14 protein-coding genes and 2 tRNA genes are annotated in these 16,138 nt (G+C 58.4%); 1 reads left to right on the top strand and 15 read right to left on the bottom strand.

Annotated features, from left to right (window positions below; all coding sequences use genetic code 11):
* From rbfA to rlmE, 12 genes are all read right to left on the bottom strand, one after another.
* Nucleotides 1-390, bottom strand: coding sequence for a 30S ribosome-binding factor RbfA (rbfA, locus tag H3028_RS03800; RefSeq protein ID WP_181295731.1), 390 nt, complete (start codon nucleotides 388-390; stop codon nucleotides 1-3).
* Nucleotides 391-505: 115 nt separating this feature from the next.
* Nucleotides 506-3,001 (bottom strand): translation initiation factor IF-2, encoded by a 2,496-nt coding sequence (gene infB, locus H3028_RS03805; RefSeq protein ID WP_181295732.1) that lies wholly within the window; start codon nucleotides 2,999-3,001, stop codon nucleotides 506-508.
* A gap of 28 nt (nucleotides 3,002-3,029) precedes the next feature.
* Nucleotides 3,030-4,511 (bottom strand): transcription termination factor NusA, encoded by a 1,482-nt coding sequence (nusA, locus tag H3028_RS03810; protein ID WP_181295733.1) that lies wholly within the window; start codon nucleotides 4,509-4,511, stop codon nucleotides 3,030-3,032.
* 48 nt (nucleotides 4,512-4,559) lie between these two features.
* The gene (rimP, locus tag H3028_RS03815; protein ID WP_181295734.1) at nucleotides 4,560-5,018 is read right to left on the bottom strand and encodes a ribosome maturation factor RimP; all 459 of its coding nucleotides are present in this window, start codon (nucleotides 5,016-5,018) and stop codon (nucleotides 4,560-4,562) included.
* Between the two features lie 128 nt (nucleotides 5,019-5,146).
* Nucleotides 5,147-5,223 (bottom strand) — tRNA-Met (locus tag H3028_RS03820).
* Nucleotides 5,224-5,315: 92 nt separating this feature from the next.
* Nucleotides 5,316-5,401: transfer RNA gene (locus H3028_RS03825), tRNA-Leu, on the bottom strand.
* Between the two features lie 10 nt (nucleotides 5,402-5,411).
* Nucleotides 5,412-5,795 carry a preprotein translocase subunit SecG gene (gene secG, locus H3028_RS03830; protein ID WP_181295735.1) on the bottom strand — a complete coding sequence of 128 codons (384 nt, stop codon included), beginning with the start codon at nucleotides 5,793-5,795 and terminating at the stop codon, nucleotides 5,412-5,414.
* A 4-nt stretch (nucleotides 5,796-5,799) separates the two neighbouring features.
* On the bottom strand, nucleotides 5,800-6,555 hold the full coding sequence (tpiA, locus tag H3028_RS03835) for a triose-phosphate isomerase (RefSeq protein ID WP_181295736.1): 756 nt from the start codon (nucleotides 6,553-6,555) through the stop codon (nucleotides 5,800-5,802).
* Between the two features lie 66 nt (nucleotides 6,556-6,621).
* Entirely contained in the window at nucleotides 6,622-7,959 is a 1,338-nt protein-coding gene (glmM, locus tag H3028_RS03840) for a phosphoglucosamine mutase (protein ID WP_181295737.1), read from the bottom strand.
* A 9-nt stretch (nucleotides 7,960-7,968) separates the two neighbouring features.
* The gene (gene folP, locus H3028_RS03845) at nucleotides 7,969-8,820 is read right to left on the bottom strand and encodes a dihydropteroate synthase (RefSeq protein ID WP_181295738.1); all 852 of its coding nucleotides are present in this window, start codon (nucleotides 8,818-8,820) and stop codon (nucleotides 7,969-7,971) included.
* An 18-nt stretch (nucleotides 8,821-8,838) separates the two neighbouring features.
* Nucleotides 8,839-10,752 (bottom strand): ATP-dependent zinc metalloprotease FtsH, encoded by a 1,914-nt coding sequence (gene ftsH / locus H3028_RS03850; protein WP_181295739.1) that lies wholly within the window; start codon nucleotides 10,750-10,752, stop codon nucleotides 8,839-8,841.
* A 181-nt stretch (nucleotides 10,753-10,933) separates the two neighbouring features.
* The gene (gene rlmE / locus H3028_RS03855) at nucleotides 10,934-11,584 is read right to left on the bottom strand and encodes a 23S rRNA (uridine(2552)-2'-O)-methyltransferase RlmE (protein ID WP_181295740.1); all 651 of its coding nucleotides are present in this window, start codon (nucleotides 11,582-11,584) and stop codon (nucleotides 10,934-10,936) included.
* An 81-nt stretch (nucleotides 11,585-11,665) separates the two neighbouring features.
* Here rlmE and H3028_RS03860 point away from each other — a divergent pair, with 81 nt between their 5' ends.
* Nucleotides 11,666-11,977, top strand: coding sequence for a YhbY family RNA-binding protein (locus H3028_RS03860; protein WP_181295741.1), 312 nt, complete (start codon nucleotides 11,666-11,668; stop codon nucleotides 11,975-11,977).
* A gap of 27 nt (nucleotides 11,978-12,004) precedes the next feature.
* Here H3028_RS03860 and H3028_RS03865 read toward each other — a convergent pair whose 3' ends face one another.
* Genes H3028_RS03865 through carB form a run of 3 tightly spaced genes read right to left on the bottom strand, consistent with a single transcriptional unit; the run spans nucleotide 12,005 to nucleotide 16,108 of the window.
* Nucleotides 12,005-12,403 carry a DUF4149 domain-containing protein gene (locus H3028_RS03865; RefSeq protein ID WP_181295742.1) on the bottom strand — a complete coding sequence of 133 codons (399 nt, stop codon included), beginning with the start codon at nucleotides 12,401-12,403 and terminating at the stop codon, nucleotides 12,005-12,007.
* A gap of 10 nt (nucleotides 12,404-12,413) precedes the next feature.
* The gene (greA, locus tag H3028_RS03870) at nucleotides 12,414-12,890 is read right to left on the bottom strand and encodes a transcription elongation factor GreA (RefSeq protein WP_181295743.1); all 477 of its coding nucleotides are present in this window, start codon (nucleotides 12,888-12,890) and stop codon (nucleotides 12,414-12,416) included.
* On the bottom strand, nucleotides 12,887-16,108 hold the full coding sequence (carB, locus tag H3028_RS03875; protein ID WP_181295744.1) for a carbamoyl-phosphate synthase large subunit: 3,222 nt from the start codon (nucleotides 16,106-16,108) through the stop codon (nucleotides 12,887-12,889). Before carB ends, greA begins: the two co-directional genes overlap by 4 nt.
* Nucleotides 16,109-16,138 lie beyond the last annotated feature (30 nt).

Below are 16,138 nucleotides of genomic sequence, written 5' to 3' on the forward strand. Positions count from 1 at the left end.
TTATTCTCCAACGTCGTCGCTATGCTTGCGATCTTCAGCCACCGCCCGCTCGATGAGCGACGTCAGTTCGACCCCACGACGCACGCTGGCGTCATAGTTGAAATGCAGTTGTGGCACGGTGCGTAGCTTCATCGCCTTGCCCAGCTGCATTCGCAGGAAGCCACCTGCATCGTTGAGAATCCTGAGGTTGGTCTTGACCGCATCCTCGTCATCATCCTTGCCCATAACGGTGATGAACACCTTGGCATGGGACAGATCGCGACTGACCTCGACGGCGGTGATGGTCACCAAACCCAGGCGCGGGTCCTTCACTTCACGTTGTATGAGCAGCGCCAGTTCGCGCTGCATCTGGTCGCCGATACGCTGGGTACGGCTAAATTCTTTGGCCATAAAATCTGCCTCGAGCAGCAAGCTGCGAGCCTAAAAAATCATCATGCTGCAAAGGCAAACGGCAAGCTTCGGGGGTTACCCGAAAGCTTGCCGCCTTATTGCCCTACAGCTGCTGTTAGAGCGAACGCGCCACTTCGACTTTCTCGAACACTTCGATCTTGTCGCCAGCCTTGACGTCGTTGTAACTCTTCACCGCAATACCGCATTCCATGCCGGCACGTACTTCTGCAACGTCATCTTTGAAGCGACGCAAGGACTCCAGCTCGCCTTCGAAGATCACCACATCGTCACGCAGTACACGGATCGGGCGGTTGCGGTGCACCATACCTTCGGTGACCATGCAACCCGCCACGGCGCCGAACTTCGGCGAACGGAACACATCGCGAACCTCAGCAATGCCGAGGATATTCTCTCGAACATCGCTGCCAAGCATACCGGTCAGGGCCTTCTTGACGTCTTCAATGATGTCGTAGATCACGTTGTAGTAACGCAGATCCAGACCTTCCTGCTCGACAATTTTGCGCGCACCGGCATCGGCACGAACATTAAAGCCGAACAGCACGGCGTTGGACGCCAAGGCCAGGTTGGCGTCGCTCTCGGTAATACCACCGACACCGCCACCGATTACACGCACCTGCACTTCATCATTACCCAGACCGCTGAGCGAACCTTGCAGCGCCTCGAGAGAACCACGGACATCGGATTTGAGCACGATGTTGAGTGTCTTCTTCTCTTCCTGTCCCATGTTCTCGAAGATGTTCTCCAGCTTACCGGCGTGCGCACGGGCCAGCTTCACCTCACGGAACTTGCCCTGACGGAACAAGGCGACTTCGCGCGCCTTCTTCTCGTCGGCCAGCACACTGAGCTCATCGCCCGCATCCGGCGTGCCGTCGAGGCCGAGAATCTCGACCGGGATCGACGGCCCAGCTTCCTTGATCGGCTTGCCGTTCTCGTCAAGCATGGCGCGAATACGGCCATAGTTGGAGCCGACCAGTGCCATGTCGCCCTGGCGCAGCGTACCGTCCTGTACCAGCACGGTAGCAACTGGACCGCGTCCTTTATCCAGACGCGATTCGACGACCACACCGCGACCCGGAGCCGAAGGCGTTGCCGTCAGCTCAAGGATCTCGGCCTGCAGCAGCACCGCTTCGAGCAGATCGTCGACGCCAGTACCCATCTTGGCGGACACCGAGACAAATGGCGTGTCACCGCCCCACTCCTCCGAGGTCACTTCGTGAACAGACAGCTCGCTACGGATCCGATCGAGATCGGCGCCCGGCTTGTCGATCTTGTTCACCGCCACGACCAACGGGACACCCGCAGCCTTGGCGTGCTGAATCGCCTCGATGGTCTGCGGCATTACGCCGTCATCCGCAGCGACCACCAGAATGACGATATCCGTCGCCTGGGCACCGCGGGCTCGCATGGCGGTAAACGCAGCGTGACCTGGGGTGTCGAGGAAGGTGACCATGCCACGATCGGTTTCTACATGATAGGCACCGATGTGCTGGGTGATACCACCCGCCTCACCGGCCGCCACCTTGGCACGACGGATATAGTCGAGCAGCGAAGTCTTGCCATGGTCGACGTGCCCCATCACGGTCACGACCGGTGCACGTGTAATGGCTTCGCCTTCGAATTTCAGCAGCTCGGCCAATTGCTCTTCGAGGGCGTTATCGCTGACCAGCTTGACCTTGTGGCCGAGCTCTTCGGCGATCAGCTGGGCAGTTTCCCGGTCCAGCACCTGGTTGATGGTCACCGGGCTACCCATCTTGAACATGAACTTGATGACTTCAGCCGCCTTGACCGACATTTGTTGCGCTAGATCGCCGACGGTGATGGTTTCACCGATGGCAACTTCGCGAACGATCGGGCCGCTCGGGCTCTGAAAACCATGCGCATTGCGCTTCTTCAGTTTCGACTTGCCACGGCCACCGCGACGGAATCCGTCGGCGTCGTCTTCGCCGCTGCGTACGGTGCGCGACAGGGGAGCTTTCGCCTTCAGCGAAGGACGATGCTGCGCCTGCTTGCGATCACGACGCTCGTCATCATCGCTACGAGCCTTATCGGGGCGACGGGGCTCGTCCTTCTTGCGCTCTTCGACCGGAGCGGCAGGCACAGCTGGAGCGGGCTCATTCGCAACGGCTGCGACCGGCTCCTTGGTCCCGGGCGCCTCGGTCTTGTTGGCTACCGCCTCAGCCTGAAGGCGTGCCTCTTCTTCGGCACGCACGCGCGCTTCTTCGGCAGCTTTCTGCCGAGCCGCTTCTTCCGCCGCACGCTGCTCTTCGAGCTCGCGCTGCTTCTCGGCTTCGATTTCGTCAGGGCTGCGCTTGACGAACGTTTTTTTCTTGCGCACTTCGACGCTGATGGTCTTGCTGCCGCCGACCTTCAGCTTCGTTGTGGTCTTGCGCTGCAAGGTAATCTTGCGCGGCTCGTCCACCTTGGCACCGTGACTGCTCTTGAGGTGCGCCAACAGGGCCTGCTTTTCGTTATCGGTCACTACTTGCTCGGCGCTGGTGTGCGACAGTCCTGCCTCACGCATCTGCTGCAGCAGTCGCTCGACCGGTGTGTCGACCACCTGGGCCAGTTCTTTCACCGTGACTTGCGTCATGCATCTCTCTCCTCAGGCCGCTAATTACTTACTCGAACCAATGGGCTCGGGCGGCCATGATCAGCTTGCCGGCACGTTCTTGATCTATGCCGTCTATGTCGAGCAGGTCGTCAATCGACTGCTCGGCCAGGTCTTCGCGGGTAATAACACCCCGCATTGCCAACTCGACCGCCAGTTCCTTGTCCATGCCTTCCAGCTCGAGCAAATCCTCGGCCGGCTGGGCGTCTGCCAGTTTTTCTTCCGTTGCGATCGCTTTCGTCAGCAGGCGATCCTTGGCGCGGGTTCGCAGCTCGTTGACGATGTCTTCGTCGAAGCCTTCGATGCCGAGCATTTCCTCCATTGGGACGTAGGCGATCTCTTCGAGCGAAGTGAAACCTTCCTCGACCAGTACTTGTGCCAACTCTTCATCGACGTCCAGCTCTTCGATGAAATTGCGCAGGATGTCGCCGGTTTCTTCCTGCTGCTTGTTCTGGATGTCCGCTTCGGTCATCACATTCAGCGTCCAGCCAGTCAACTGGCTGGCAAGGCGCACGTTCTGGCCACCACGACCGATGGCCTGAGCCAGATTGTCTTCGCCGACCGCGATGTCCATGGCATGGGCGTCCTCATCAACAATGATGGCGGCTACTTCAGCCGGCGCCATTGCATTGATGACGAACTGCGCCGGGTTTTCGTCCCAAAGCACGATATCGACACGCTCGCCACCGATCTCTCCGGATACGGCCTGAACGCGCGAGCCACGCATCCCGATGCATGCACCTTGCGGATCGATACGCTTGTCCTTCGAACGAACAGCAATCTTGGCGCGCGAACCCGGATCACGAGAAGCACCCATCACTTCGATCAGCCCTTCGGCGATTTCCGGTACCTCGATGCGGAACAGCTCGATCAGCATCTGTGGCGCGGTGCGCGACAGAATCAGCTGCGGACCGCGATTTTCAGTACGGATCTCCTTGAGCAGTGCACGTACTCTCGCGCCAACACGGAAGGTTTCGCGAGCAATAATGTCTTCGCGAGCCAGCAATGCCTCGGCGTTGTTACCCAAGTCGATGATGACGCTGTCCCGAGTAACCTTTTTCACCGTGCCAGAGATGATCTCACCCAGACGATCGCGATAGGCCTCGACCACCTGTGCACGCTCGGCTTCCCGAACCTTCTGCACGATGACCTGCTTGGCTGTCTGCGCAGCGATACGGCCGAACTCGATCGACTCGATCTTTTCTTCCAGGACGTCACCGACCTTGGCGTCGGCTTCGCTAGCCTGCTTCATGTCGACGGTCAGCTGGTGTGCCGGATCATCGAAGTCCTCTTCCTCGACCACCGTCCAGCGACGGAAGGTCTCGTAGCTACCGTTCTGCCGGTTGATCTCAACCCGCAGGTCCACCTCGTCCTCGAAGCGCTTCTTGGTAGCAGTGGCCAGAGCCAGCTCCAATGCTTCGAAGATCACACCGGCCGGTACACCTTTTTCGTTGGATACCGACTCCACAACCAGCAGTACTTCTTTGCTCATCGTACGCCTCGCCTTTCGCAATCCATTGGGGTCCGCGGGATCCGCGATTCACTCAAAACGGGGAATTATGTTGGTCTTGTCGATCATATCGATCGGCAACAGATACTCGTGATCATCGACCAGTACCACCACATCCTGCTCCTCGATCCCCCGGAGAAGACCCTGGAAATTGCGCCGGCCCTCGAAGGGCGAGCGCAGCTTTATTTTGACTTGTTCGCCCACGTGCGCGGCGTACTGTTCAAGCGTGAACAGCGGCCGATCCATACCAGGCGAGGACACTTCAAGCGTGTAATCGGAGCTGATCGGATCTTCGACGTCGAGAACACCGCTGAGTTGGCGGCTGACCTTTTCACAGTCATCGACAAGAATTCCGTTGGGATGATCGATATAGACCCTCAACAAGGAATGCCGACCCTGTGAAATGAATTCGATACCCCAGCATTGATAGCCGAGCGCCTCGACCACCGGGGCCAACAAGGCCTGCAACTGTTCTAGCTTGCTCGACATCGAAGTCCCTCGTGCATGCCGTAAAAATGAAAAATGGGCGAAACGCCCATCCCTGATGATCGCCTGTAGATGCCGGCGACCTGGCTTGAAGCTAATAAAAAGCCCCTCGACAGGGGCTTTTCATCAACTGGTTGCGGGGGCTGGATTTGAACCAACGACCTTCGGGTTATGAGCCCGACGAGCTACCAGACTGCTCCACCCCGCGTCAAACTGGGCACGAATTATACGACCGCGCCAGAAACAGGTCAACCCAAACCCTGAAAAACAAGAAAGCCCGCATCTGCGGGCCTGCTTGTTTGGTACCGAGGAGGGGACTCGAACCCCTACAGCCTATGGCCACTACCACCTCAAGGTAGCGTGTCTACCAATTCCACCACCTCGGCAAAAACCTTTTTACTGCTGCTCTTGGATTTGAGGCACTTCGTCTGCAGCAGGGGCGGACGGGGCGGACTCCAGAACAGGTACATCTTCTACAACAGGCTTGCTAACCGGAACTTCCAGTACTGCCGGATCCGGCAGACCTGCCCGTGACGCTTGATCAGCCTGCTGCGTCGCGAAGAATGCCAGCCCGAGGCTAGTCACGAAAAAAACGCCGGCAAGTATAGCAGTAAACCGACTAAGAAAGGTAGAGGAACCTTGGCTTCCGAATACAGTTGCAGAAGCACCCGACCCGAAAGACGCACCTGCATCCGCCCCTTTACCTTGCTGCAGCAACACCAGCACAACTACACCAATGGCAACCAGCAGATGCACCACAATCACAACAGTTTGCAACATCTGATCAGTTCCCTGCGGCACGACAGATCGCGCCGAAATCATTCGCTTTCAGAGAGGCACCACCGATAAGCCCCCCATCGATATCCGCCATCCCGAAAAGCTCGGCGGCGTTTTCCGCCTTGACACTACCACCATACAGAACACGCACGCCCCCAGCGATACGCTGATCCTCACGCGCTAGCCGTTCCCGAATGGCCGCATGTACTTCCTGAGCTTGCTGCGGCGTCGCCGTCAACCCGGACCCTATCGCCCAGACCGGCTCATATGCCACAACCGCCCGCTCGAAAGCGGCAATTCCAGCGTCAGCTATTATGCGAGCCAACTGACGCTCTACCACTTCCAGAGTCTGCCCGGACTGACGCTGCTCAAGCGTCTCACCCAAGCACAGCACCGGAGTCATGCCGCACTCCAGTGCCGCTGCGAACTTCCTGCTTACCACCTCGTCACTTTCGCCTAGAATCAGACGGCGCTCGGAGTGGCCGACCAGCACCCACCTGCAACCCGCATCAGCCAGCTGAGCAGCGGATTCTTCACCAGTAAAGGCCCCGAAGCCGGACTCCGCTGCACAGTCCTGGGCGCCCACAGCAATGGACTCGCCTTCAAGACCAGACACAACCTGTGCCAGATGCAAACAGGATGGAAACACCACCACCTCTACCGCAGCAGGAACGCTCTGTGTGCGGAGCGCCTCGATCAGCTCTGCGACGCTGGCCCGGGTACCGTTCATCTTCCAGTTACCAGCTACCAGTGGGCGACGCATGCTTTACCTCGTCGGTCAAAGTGGGCGCAGATGGTACTCAACGAAAACAAACCTGGCAAGCAGCAATCACGCACAAACTTCGGTAACCGCGTTCGCCAGCTCTTCGGCATAACGTTGAACCTGTTTTTCATCATCGCCTTCCACCATTACTCGCACTAAAGGCTCGGTTCCCGACTTGCGCAACAGCACTCGACCACGACCCGCCATTCGCTCGGTAACGCTATCGCAAACTGCTTGAACCTGAGGGTGAGAAATAGGATCTCGATCACCGGCGAAGCGAACATTGATCAGAACTTGCGGGCATTTACTCCACGCCAGCCTCTCCTGCGCCAGACTCTGTCCGCGACGCCTGAGCGCGAGCACGACCTGCAGCGCCGCGATGATGGCGTCCCCGGTAGAAACGTGCTGCGCACAGACAATATGCCCCGAGTTCTCCCCGCCAAGCACCCAGTCACGCTCAAGCATTTCAGCCATCACGTAACGGTCACCCACTTTCGCTCGAATGAAGGGGATGTCGCGCGCCTTCAGTGCCAACTCAAGTCCCAGATTACTCATCAGCGTTCCGACCACGCCACCTGCCAGACGATCACGATCCTGCAGATCGGTCGCGATGATGTACAGCAGCTCGTCACCATCCACCTGAGCACCGGTATGATCGACCATCATGACGCGGTCGCCATCCCCATCGAACGCGATGCCAAGATCAGCCCCTTGGTCCACCACTGCTTTCTGCAACTGCGCCAAATGGGTCGATCCCACCTCGGCATTAATGTTTAGCCCGTCAGGCTGAGCGGCGGTAACTACTACTTCCGCTCCAAGCTCACGGAAAACACTGGGCGCGACCTTGTAGGTGGCGCCGTGGGCGCAATCAAGCACAATCTTCATGCCGGAGAAATCGGTACTGGTCGGCACGCTGCTTTTGCAGAACTCGATGTAACGACCGGCGGCATCGTTGATTCGCGATGCCTTGCCAAGCTGTGCCGACTCCACCACGGTCATCGGAGTATCCAGCAACTCCTCAATCATCAGCTCCACTTCGTCCGGTAGCTTCGTCCCTCGCCCGGAGAAGAACTTAATGCCGTTGTCGTGATGTGGGTTATGCGAAGCACTGATGACGATACCGGCGTCCGCATGGAAGGTACGAGTTAGATAGGCAACAGCTGGGGTCGGCATAGGGCCGAGCAACAACACATCGGCGCCCGCTGCGGAAAGCCCGGCCTGCAATGCAGATTCGAACATGTAGCCGGATATGCGAGTGTCCTTGCCGACCAGAATGCGGCATTTTCCATGCTTGCGAAAAGCCATCCCGGCCGCCCACCCAAGCTTGAGCATGAAGTCTGGAGTGACCGGAAACTGCCCGACATGCCCACGAATGCCGTCGGTACCAAAATATTTTCTACCCATGGAAAATCCCTATTCTGCCGTCTGTACTGCGGCAATCATTCGAACCACGTCAACCGTTTCAGCCACGTCATGCACGCGAAGAATGCAGGCTCCCTTGGCAACGGCCAGCGCAGCAAGGCCAAGACTGCCATACAAGCGATGGGCCACGTCGCGCTCGAGCACCTGCCCGATCATGCTCTTTCGCGAAACCCCGACCAGCAATGGCCGCTCCAATACATGAAGGTGCTCCATATGCTTGAACAGATTGAGGTTATGCGAAAGGGATTTCGCGAAGCCAAACCCCGGATCGAGCACAATACGTTCGACGGGAATGCCGGCTGCCACGCAAACCTGCATACGCTCACGCAGGAAGCTCAATACTTCAGCGGTGACATCGTCGTACCGCGGGTCGTCCTGCATGTTGCCCGGCTCACCTCGCATGTGCATAAGACATACCGGGAGCCCACTGTCGGCCGCCGCGTCCAGCGCACCATCACGGGAAAGAGAACGAACGTCATTGATCAAGCCCGCCCCGAGACGTGCGCTCTCGCGGATTACCGAAGGTGTAGACGTGTCTACCGAGATCACCACGTCAAGCTCACGAGCGATCGCTTCAACCACCGGCGCCACACGCTCCAACTCTTCGATCGGCGAAACGACGTGCGCCCCAGGGCGAGTTGACTCGCCGCCTACATCGATCAATGTTGCGCCGGCGGCCACCATTGCCTCGGCGTGGCGTAGCGCTGCGTCAACACCGATATGCTGGCCACCGTCGGAAAAGGAATCGGGTGTGACGTTGAGAATGCCCATGACGTGAGGGCGTGACAAATCAAGAACCCGGCTGCCACAGGGCAACCGGGTTGGATGAAACATTTCAGTCATCAAAACAGCCTTAGAAGATTAATGCTCGCCAGCGGGACCACCGATCGGCGTCTGCGGCGGGCGACCGCTCTCCGGCTGTAGCGGCGTTCCGGTCGGCCCGGAGCCGTCCTGCCAGTCACGAGGCTCACGCGGGGTCCGCCCGGCCATAATGTCGTCGATCTGATCGGCGTCGATGGTTTCGTACTTCATCAACGTCTCGGCCATCACATCGAGTTTGTCGCGGTGATCCGCAAGGATCTGCTTGGCCGTGCCGTAGCACTGATCAATGATGCTGCGCACTTCCAGGTCGATCAGCTTGGCCGTGTCGCCAGAGACATTAGTATGTTGGCTACCCGCGCTGCGTCCGAGGAACACCTCTCCTTCTTCTTCGGCGTACATCAGCGGACCGAGTTTTTCGGACAATCCCCATTTCGTGACCATGTTACGAGCCAGCTGAGTGGCACGCATGATGTCATTCGACGCCCCCGTAGTGACCCCTTCGAAACCAAGGGTCATTTCTTCGGCGATGCGGCCACCGAACAGAGAGCATATCTGGCTGATCAAGGCACGCTTGGAAAGACTGTAACGATCTTCCTCAGGCAAAAACATAGTAACGCCCAGCGCCCGGCCACGTGGAATGATCGATACCTTGTAGACGGGATCATGCTCCGGCACGACGCGCCCGACGATGGCATGGCCCGCTTCGTGGTAGGCCGTATTGAGACGCTCTTTCTCGGACATGACCATGGACTTGCGCTCGGCGCCCATCATGATCTTGTCCTTGGCCAATTCGAACTCCTTCATTTCCACCACACGCTTGCCGGCGCGCGCAGCAAACAATGAAGCTTCGTTGACCAGGTTAGCTAGATCGGCTCCCGAAAAACCGGGCGTACCACGGGCGATCAGTGCCGGCTCGACAGTGTCACCGAGCGGGACCTTGCGCATGTGAACTTTCAGAATCTGTTCGCGGCCGCGGATGTCCGGCAACCCGACCACCACCTGACGGTCGAACCGACCGGGACGCAGCAGCGCCGGGTCGAGCACGTCTGGCCGGTTGGTTGCAGCGATGACGATGATACCGTCATTCATCTCGAAACCATCCATTTCCACCAGCAATTGGTTGAGGGTCTGCTCGCGCTCATCATGACCACCGCCGAGACCGGCGCCCCGATGACGGCCTACAGCGTCGATCTCGTCAATGAAGATGATGCAGGGGGCGTGCTTCTTGGCCTGCTCGAACATATCACGCACACGACTAGCACCCACACCGACGAACATTTCAACAAAGTCGGAACCGGAAATTGTGAAGAAGGGGACCTTGGCTTCGCCGGCAACTGCCTTGGCAAGCAACGTCTTACCAGTACCCGGCGAGCCCACCATCAGCACACCGCGTGGAATGCGGCCACCGAGGCGCTGAAATTTGCCCGGGTCGCGAAGAAATTCGACCAGCTCGGTAACTTCTTCCTTGGCCTCGTCACAGCCGGCGACGTCAGCGAAGGTAGTCTTGACCTGATCTTCAGAAAGTAGACGAGCCTTGCTCTTGCCGAAGCTCATCGGTCCGCCCTTGCCACCCGCACCGCCCTGCATCTGACGCATGAAGAACATGAACACCGCGATGATGACCAGAATCGGGAAACTGGCGACCAGCAACTGCGTCCAGATGCTCTGCTGCTCTGGCTGCTTACCCTCGATTACGACACTGTTATTGATCAGGTCGCCGATCAATCCGTTGTCCTGAATCGCCGGACGGATCGTCTTGAAGGTTTCACCATCACTGCGCTTGCCTGTGATGACGAATCCATCAACGGTCACGCGCTCTACTTGGCCTTCTTTCACCTGCTCGATGAAATCCGAGTAGTTGAGCGTCTGCGGCTCGGTCGGGCTGGAAAAGTTGTTCATCACCGTCACCAGGACAGCGGCAATGATCAACCACAGAATCAGGTTTTTTGCCATGTCGTTCAATTCACTACCCTCTAGAGCAGGCGCGTTGTCCGGAGCCTGCATGACGGCCGATGGTTCGCTTTCGGCCTAACTTACTACACAACGTTGCTGAACGGGCAGCTTGGTCTGTAACGCTATATGAAACACGCTCGCCCGGGATTCAATCTGCCGTACAGGGCTATTGCCGTTCCAGTTAGGACCGCGGCCCGAGCGCCTCGTTGCCATCACCACGGTAGCCGCGCGCTAAAAGATACTGCTCCCGCGAGCGGTCCCGTGAGGACAAGGGTTTGCGCATCTGTACCTTGTCGAAATTCTGCCGTACCTCTTTCAGGTAGGCATCGAAGCCTTCTCCTTGAAAGATCTTGATCAGAAAGTCGCCACCCGGACGCAGTACCCGCATAGCCAGATCTAGAGCCAGCTCGCAGAGAAACATCGCCCGCGCCTGGTCAGCAACCTTCACTCCACTCATATTGGGGGCCATATCGGAAATCACAAGGTCGACCTGCGTTTCACCGATCGCCTGGAGAATCTCGGCGAACACTTGGTCCTCCGTAAAATCCCCGAGTACGAAGGTCACGTCCGCGATACTGTCCATCGGCAGGATATCGGATGCGATCAGCCGCCCACGATCGCCGATGACTCGACTGGTGACCTGGGACCAACCCCCTGGGGCGGCCCCGAGATCGACTACGGTCATGCCCGGCCGCAGGATGCGATCCTTTTCCTGAATCTCGAGCAGCTTGTAGCTTGCTCGGGACCGATAGCCGTCACGCTGCGCCATCTTCACATAGGGGTCGTCGAAATGTTCTTTCAGCCAACGCGGGCTGGTCTTGGAGCGTGCCAAGCTGATACCTCATCTGTGCGGCTCAGGGCGTGTCAGTTACACTAGCCGCCGTTTTCAAAGTTCTGACGCAAGGGTCGAATTATGCCGCTCACTAACGAGCAGAAGAAACAGTACAAATCCATCGGCCATCATCTGAAGCCGGTCTTGATCGTGTCTGAGAACGGTCTGACCGAAGGTGTCCAAACCGAACTGGAGCGCGCATTGAGCGATCACGAACTGATCAAGGTACAGCTTCGAATCAGCGAACGCGACGATCGGCGTGCCGTGATTGAAGAGCTTTGCAAAATTGGTGGCTGCGAATTAGTCCAGTCCATCGGCAAGATGGCACTGATTTACCGCAAGAACCCAAAGGTAAACAAGCAACTGTCGAACGTGCATCGCTTTCAGGGTTGAGCTATCCACAGCCCCGCCGTATTTCCGCTATCGCTCCCGCCCGGGAGCGACCTGCAGCACCAGAATCAGCCCGCACAACCCCATCACCAAGTAACTGAACGCCAGCCAATAGGGCGATTCGACGACTCCTGCCCGCACCGCGAAATAACTCGCGGCAAGCAGCAGCACCGATAAGAGCAACTGCCCGCGCAAGTCTCGCCACAAACTGCGAACACCGTTGAGCTGGATCAGCACGACCGCCTGGAGCACGACACAGAAAGCTGCAAAGCCCACCAGCAAGGGCCTCAGGCTGCCAGCGATCTCTTCGATCAGAAGCGGTGCCAGGCCAATTTTCGCCAGCGCCGGCAGCATCACGAATTGCAACAGCCAGAGGCCACCGACCCAGAACGTCTGGGCCAGCTGCCAGCTGATCACACCTGCTCGCATTGACCGCTGATCAGATATGACGAACCTCGACGATCTCATATTCGATCAAGCCGCTGGGCGTCTTTACCGCCACCACATCTCCAACTTCCTTGCCCACCAAGGCACGGGCGATGGGGGAGCTGACAGACAATTTGCCGCGTTTGATGTCCGATTCATCGTCTCCGACGATCTGGTACGTCACGGTTTCATCCGTTTCGATGTTGGCAATATCCACCGTCGTGCCGAAGATCACCTTGCCTGTCTGCGGAATGCTGGCCACATCAATGACCTGTGCGTTCTGCAGGCGACCTTCGATGTCACGAATGCGCGCTTCAACCATACCTTGCTGTTCTCGGGCGGCATGGTATTCGGCGTTTTCCTTCAGATCCCCAAGCTCACGCGCCTCGGCAATGGCCTGCGTGATCTGCGGGCGCAGTTCGGTTTTCAAATGCTTGAGTTCGTCCTCCAGGGCGCGTGCGCCCTGGACAGTCATCGGGTATTTAGTCATGCCTTGATTCCTGCATGGAGATCCTGCAAGCGACGCACGGTCTTCTCGGGACCGAACTTCAGCGCCTCACAGATCGCCTGTCCACCCGCGAGGGTCGTGGTACAGCAGATCTTGTGCTGCAGAGCGTTACGACGGATCGAGTAGGAGTCAGCGATGGACTGACGCCCCTCGGTGGTATTGATGATCAGGGTGACTTCGTCATTCTTGATCATGTCGACAACGTGCGGGCGACCCTCGGTCACCTTGTTCACCCGACGCACCGGCAACCCGGCCGCCTCGATGATCTTGGCCGTACCTGCAGTACCGACCACCTCGAAACCGAGCTCGATCAGATCCCGCGCGACCTGGGCCACGTGCGGCTTGTCATCATCGCGGACGCTGATGAAGGCGCAGCCGCTATTGGGCAGAATCTCACTAGCACCCAGCTGCGCCTTGGCGAAAGCCTCGGCGAAGCTGTCGCCAACGCCCATCACCTCACCGGTGGACTTCATCTCGGGGCCGAGAATCGGATCAACGCCGGGAAACTTGGAGAAGGGAAACACCGCTTCCTTGACGCTGTAGAAGTTAGGGATGATTTCTTCGGTCAGCCCCGCTTCTGCAAGCGTTTTGCCCGCCATTACGCGCGCCGCGATCATTGCCAGCGATACGCCAATGCATTTCGACACGAAGGGCACGGTACGCGACGCACGGGGGTTCACTTCAATGACGAAGATATCCTCGCCCTGAACGGCCATCTGCACGTTCATCAGGCCAACGACTCCAAGCTCCAGGGCCATCTTCTTGACCTGGTCGCGGATCTCGTCCTGGATGTGCGCCGGTAGCGAATACGGCGGCAGTGAGCACGCGGAGTCACCAGAATGCACGCCCGCCTGCTCAATGTGCTGCATGATCGCGCCGATCACCACCTGCTCGCCGTCGCACACCGCGTCGATATCGACCTCGATGGCGCAGTTAAGGAAGTGATCGAGCAGTACCGGACTGTCGTTGGAAACCTTGACAGCTTCGCGCATGTAGCGACGCAGCTCTTCTTCCTGGTAGACGATCTCCATGGCACGACCGCCCAGTACGTAGGACGGGCGCACCACCAGCGGATAACCGATGACCTTGGATGCGGCCAACGCTTCCTCTTCGCTACGGGCAGTCGCGTTTGGTGGCTGGCGCAGATTGAGACGTTCGACCATCTGCTGGAAGCGCTCACGGTCCTCGGCACGGTCAATGGCGTCAGGGCTGGTCCCTATGATCGGCACGCCCGCCTCCTCCAGCGCACGAGCCAGTTTAAGCGGGGTCTGACCGCCGTACTGGACGATCACACCCTTGGGCTGTTCGACCCGAACGATTTCCAGCACGTCTTCCAGTGTCACCGGCTCGAAGTACAGGCGATCCGAGGTGTCGTAATCGGTGGATACGGTTTCCGGATTGCAGTTGACCATGATGGTCTCGTAACCGTCGTCGCGCATCGCCAGCGCCGCGTGCACACAGCAGTAGTCGAATTCGATGCCCTGACCGATGCGGTTGGGACCGCCGCCGAGAATCATGATCTTGTCGCGATTCGACGGGTTGGCCTCGCACTCTTCCTCGTAGGTCGAATACATGTAGGCGGTGTCGGTGGCAAACTCCGCGGCGCACGTATCGACCCGCTTGTAGACCGGCAAGACCTTGAGTTTGTGACGATGATTGCGCAAATTCTTCTCGGTGACGCCAAGCAATTTCGCCAGGCGCGCATCGGAGAAGCCCTTACGCTTGAGCTTGTACATCACATCGCGATCGATGCTGGACAGCCCCATGGTCTTGATGCGCTCTTCTTCCTTGATCAGATCTTCGATCTGCACCAGGAACCACTCATCGATCCGTGTGAGGTCGAAAACCTCCTCGACCGACTTGCCGGCGCGGAAGGCGTCGGCCAGGTACCAGATGCGGTCAGCGCCGGGTACGGTGAGTTCGCGCTTGAGTGTGCCCTCGCTTTCGGGGTCGGCCAAATCCAGCTTCGGATCGAAGCCCGAAACGCCGACTTCCAATCCACGCAGCGCTTTCTGCATGGACTCCTGGAAGGTACGGCCGATCGCCATCACCTCACCGACAGATTTCATCTGAGTGGTCAGACGAGCATCGGCCTTAGGGAATTTCTCGAAGGCGAAACGTGGAATCTTGGTAACGACGTAATCGATCGCCGGCTCGAAGGACGCTGGCGTACGTCCACCGGTAATGTCATTGGACAGCTCGTCGAGGGTGTAACCAACGGCCAGCTTGGCGGCGATCTTGGCGATCGGGAAGCCGGTGGCCTTGGAGGCCAGCGCCGACGAACGCGACACCCGCGGGTTCATCTCGATGACTACCATGCGGCCGGTATCCGGACAGATACCGAACTGCACGTTGGATCCGCCGGTTTCCACACCGATCTCACGTAATACCGCCAGCGAGGCGTTACGCAGAATCTGGTATTCCTTGTCAGTCAGGGTCTGGGCTGGGGCGACCGTGATGGAATCACCGGTATGCACGCCCATCGGATCGAAGTTCTCGATGGCGCAGACGATGATGCAGTTGTCCTTCTTGTCGCGGACCACCTCCATCTCGTATTCCTTCCAGCCGATCAACGACTCGTCGATCAACAACTCGCTGGTAGGCGACAGGTCGAGACCACGCGCGCAGATTTCTTCGAATTCTTCACGGTTGTAGGCAATGCCGCCGCCAGTACCGCCCATGGTGAACGAGGGCCGAATGATGCAAGGGAAGCCGACCTTCTCCAGGACGCCATAGGCTTCATCCATATTGTGCGCGATGCCGGAGACCGGGCAGGCCAGACCGATGTTCTTCATCGCCGTATCGAAGCGCGAACGGTCTTCAGCCTTGTCGATGGTATCGGCGTTGGCGCCGATCATCTCGACGCCGAACTTCTCCAGAACGCCGTGCTTTTCCAAATCCAGCGCGCAGTTCAGCGCAGTCTGGCCACCCATGGTCGGCAGCAGCGCGTCGGGGCGCTCCTTCTCGATGATCTTGGCCACAGTGGCCCATTTGATCGGCTCGATATAGGTCGCATCGGCCATGGCCGGGTCGGTCATGATGGTGGCTGGATTGGAGTTCACCAGGATGACGCGGAAGCCTTCCTCACGCAGCGCCTTGCAGGCCTGGGCGCCGGAATAGTCGAACTCGCAGGCTTGCCCGATGACGATGGGGCCGGCGCCGAGGATCAAGATGCTTTTGATGTCTGTACGTTTTGGCATGGTCTCTCTCGAATTCTGTGCTCGGCGGGC

It is taken from the genome of Pseudomonas sp. Q2-TVG4-2 (assembly GCF_013620795.1).
Classification (GTDB): Bacteria; Pseudomonadota; Gammaproteobacteria; order Pseudomonadales; family Pseudomonadaceae; genus Stutzerimonas.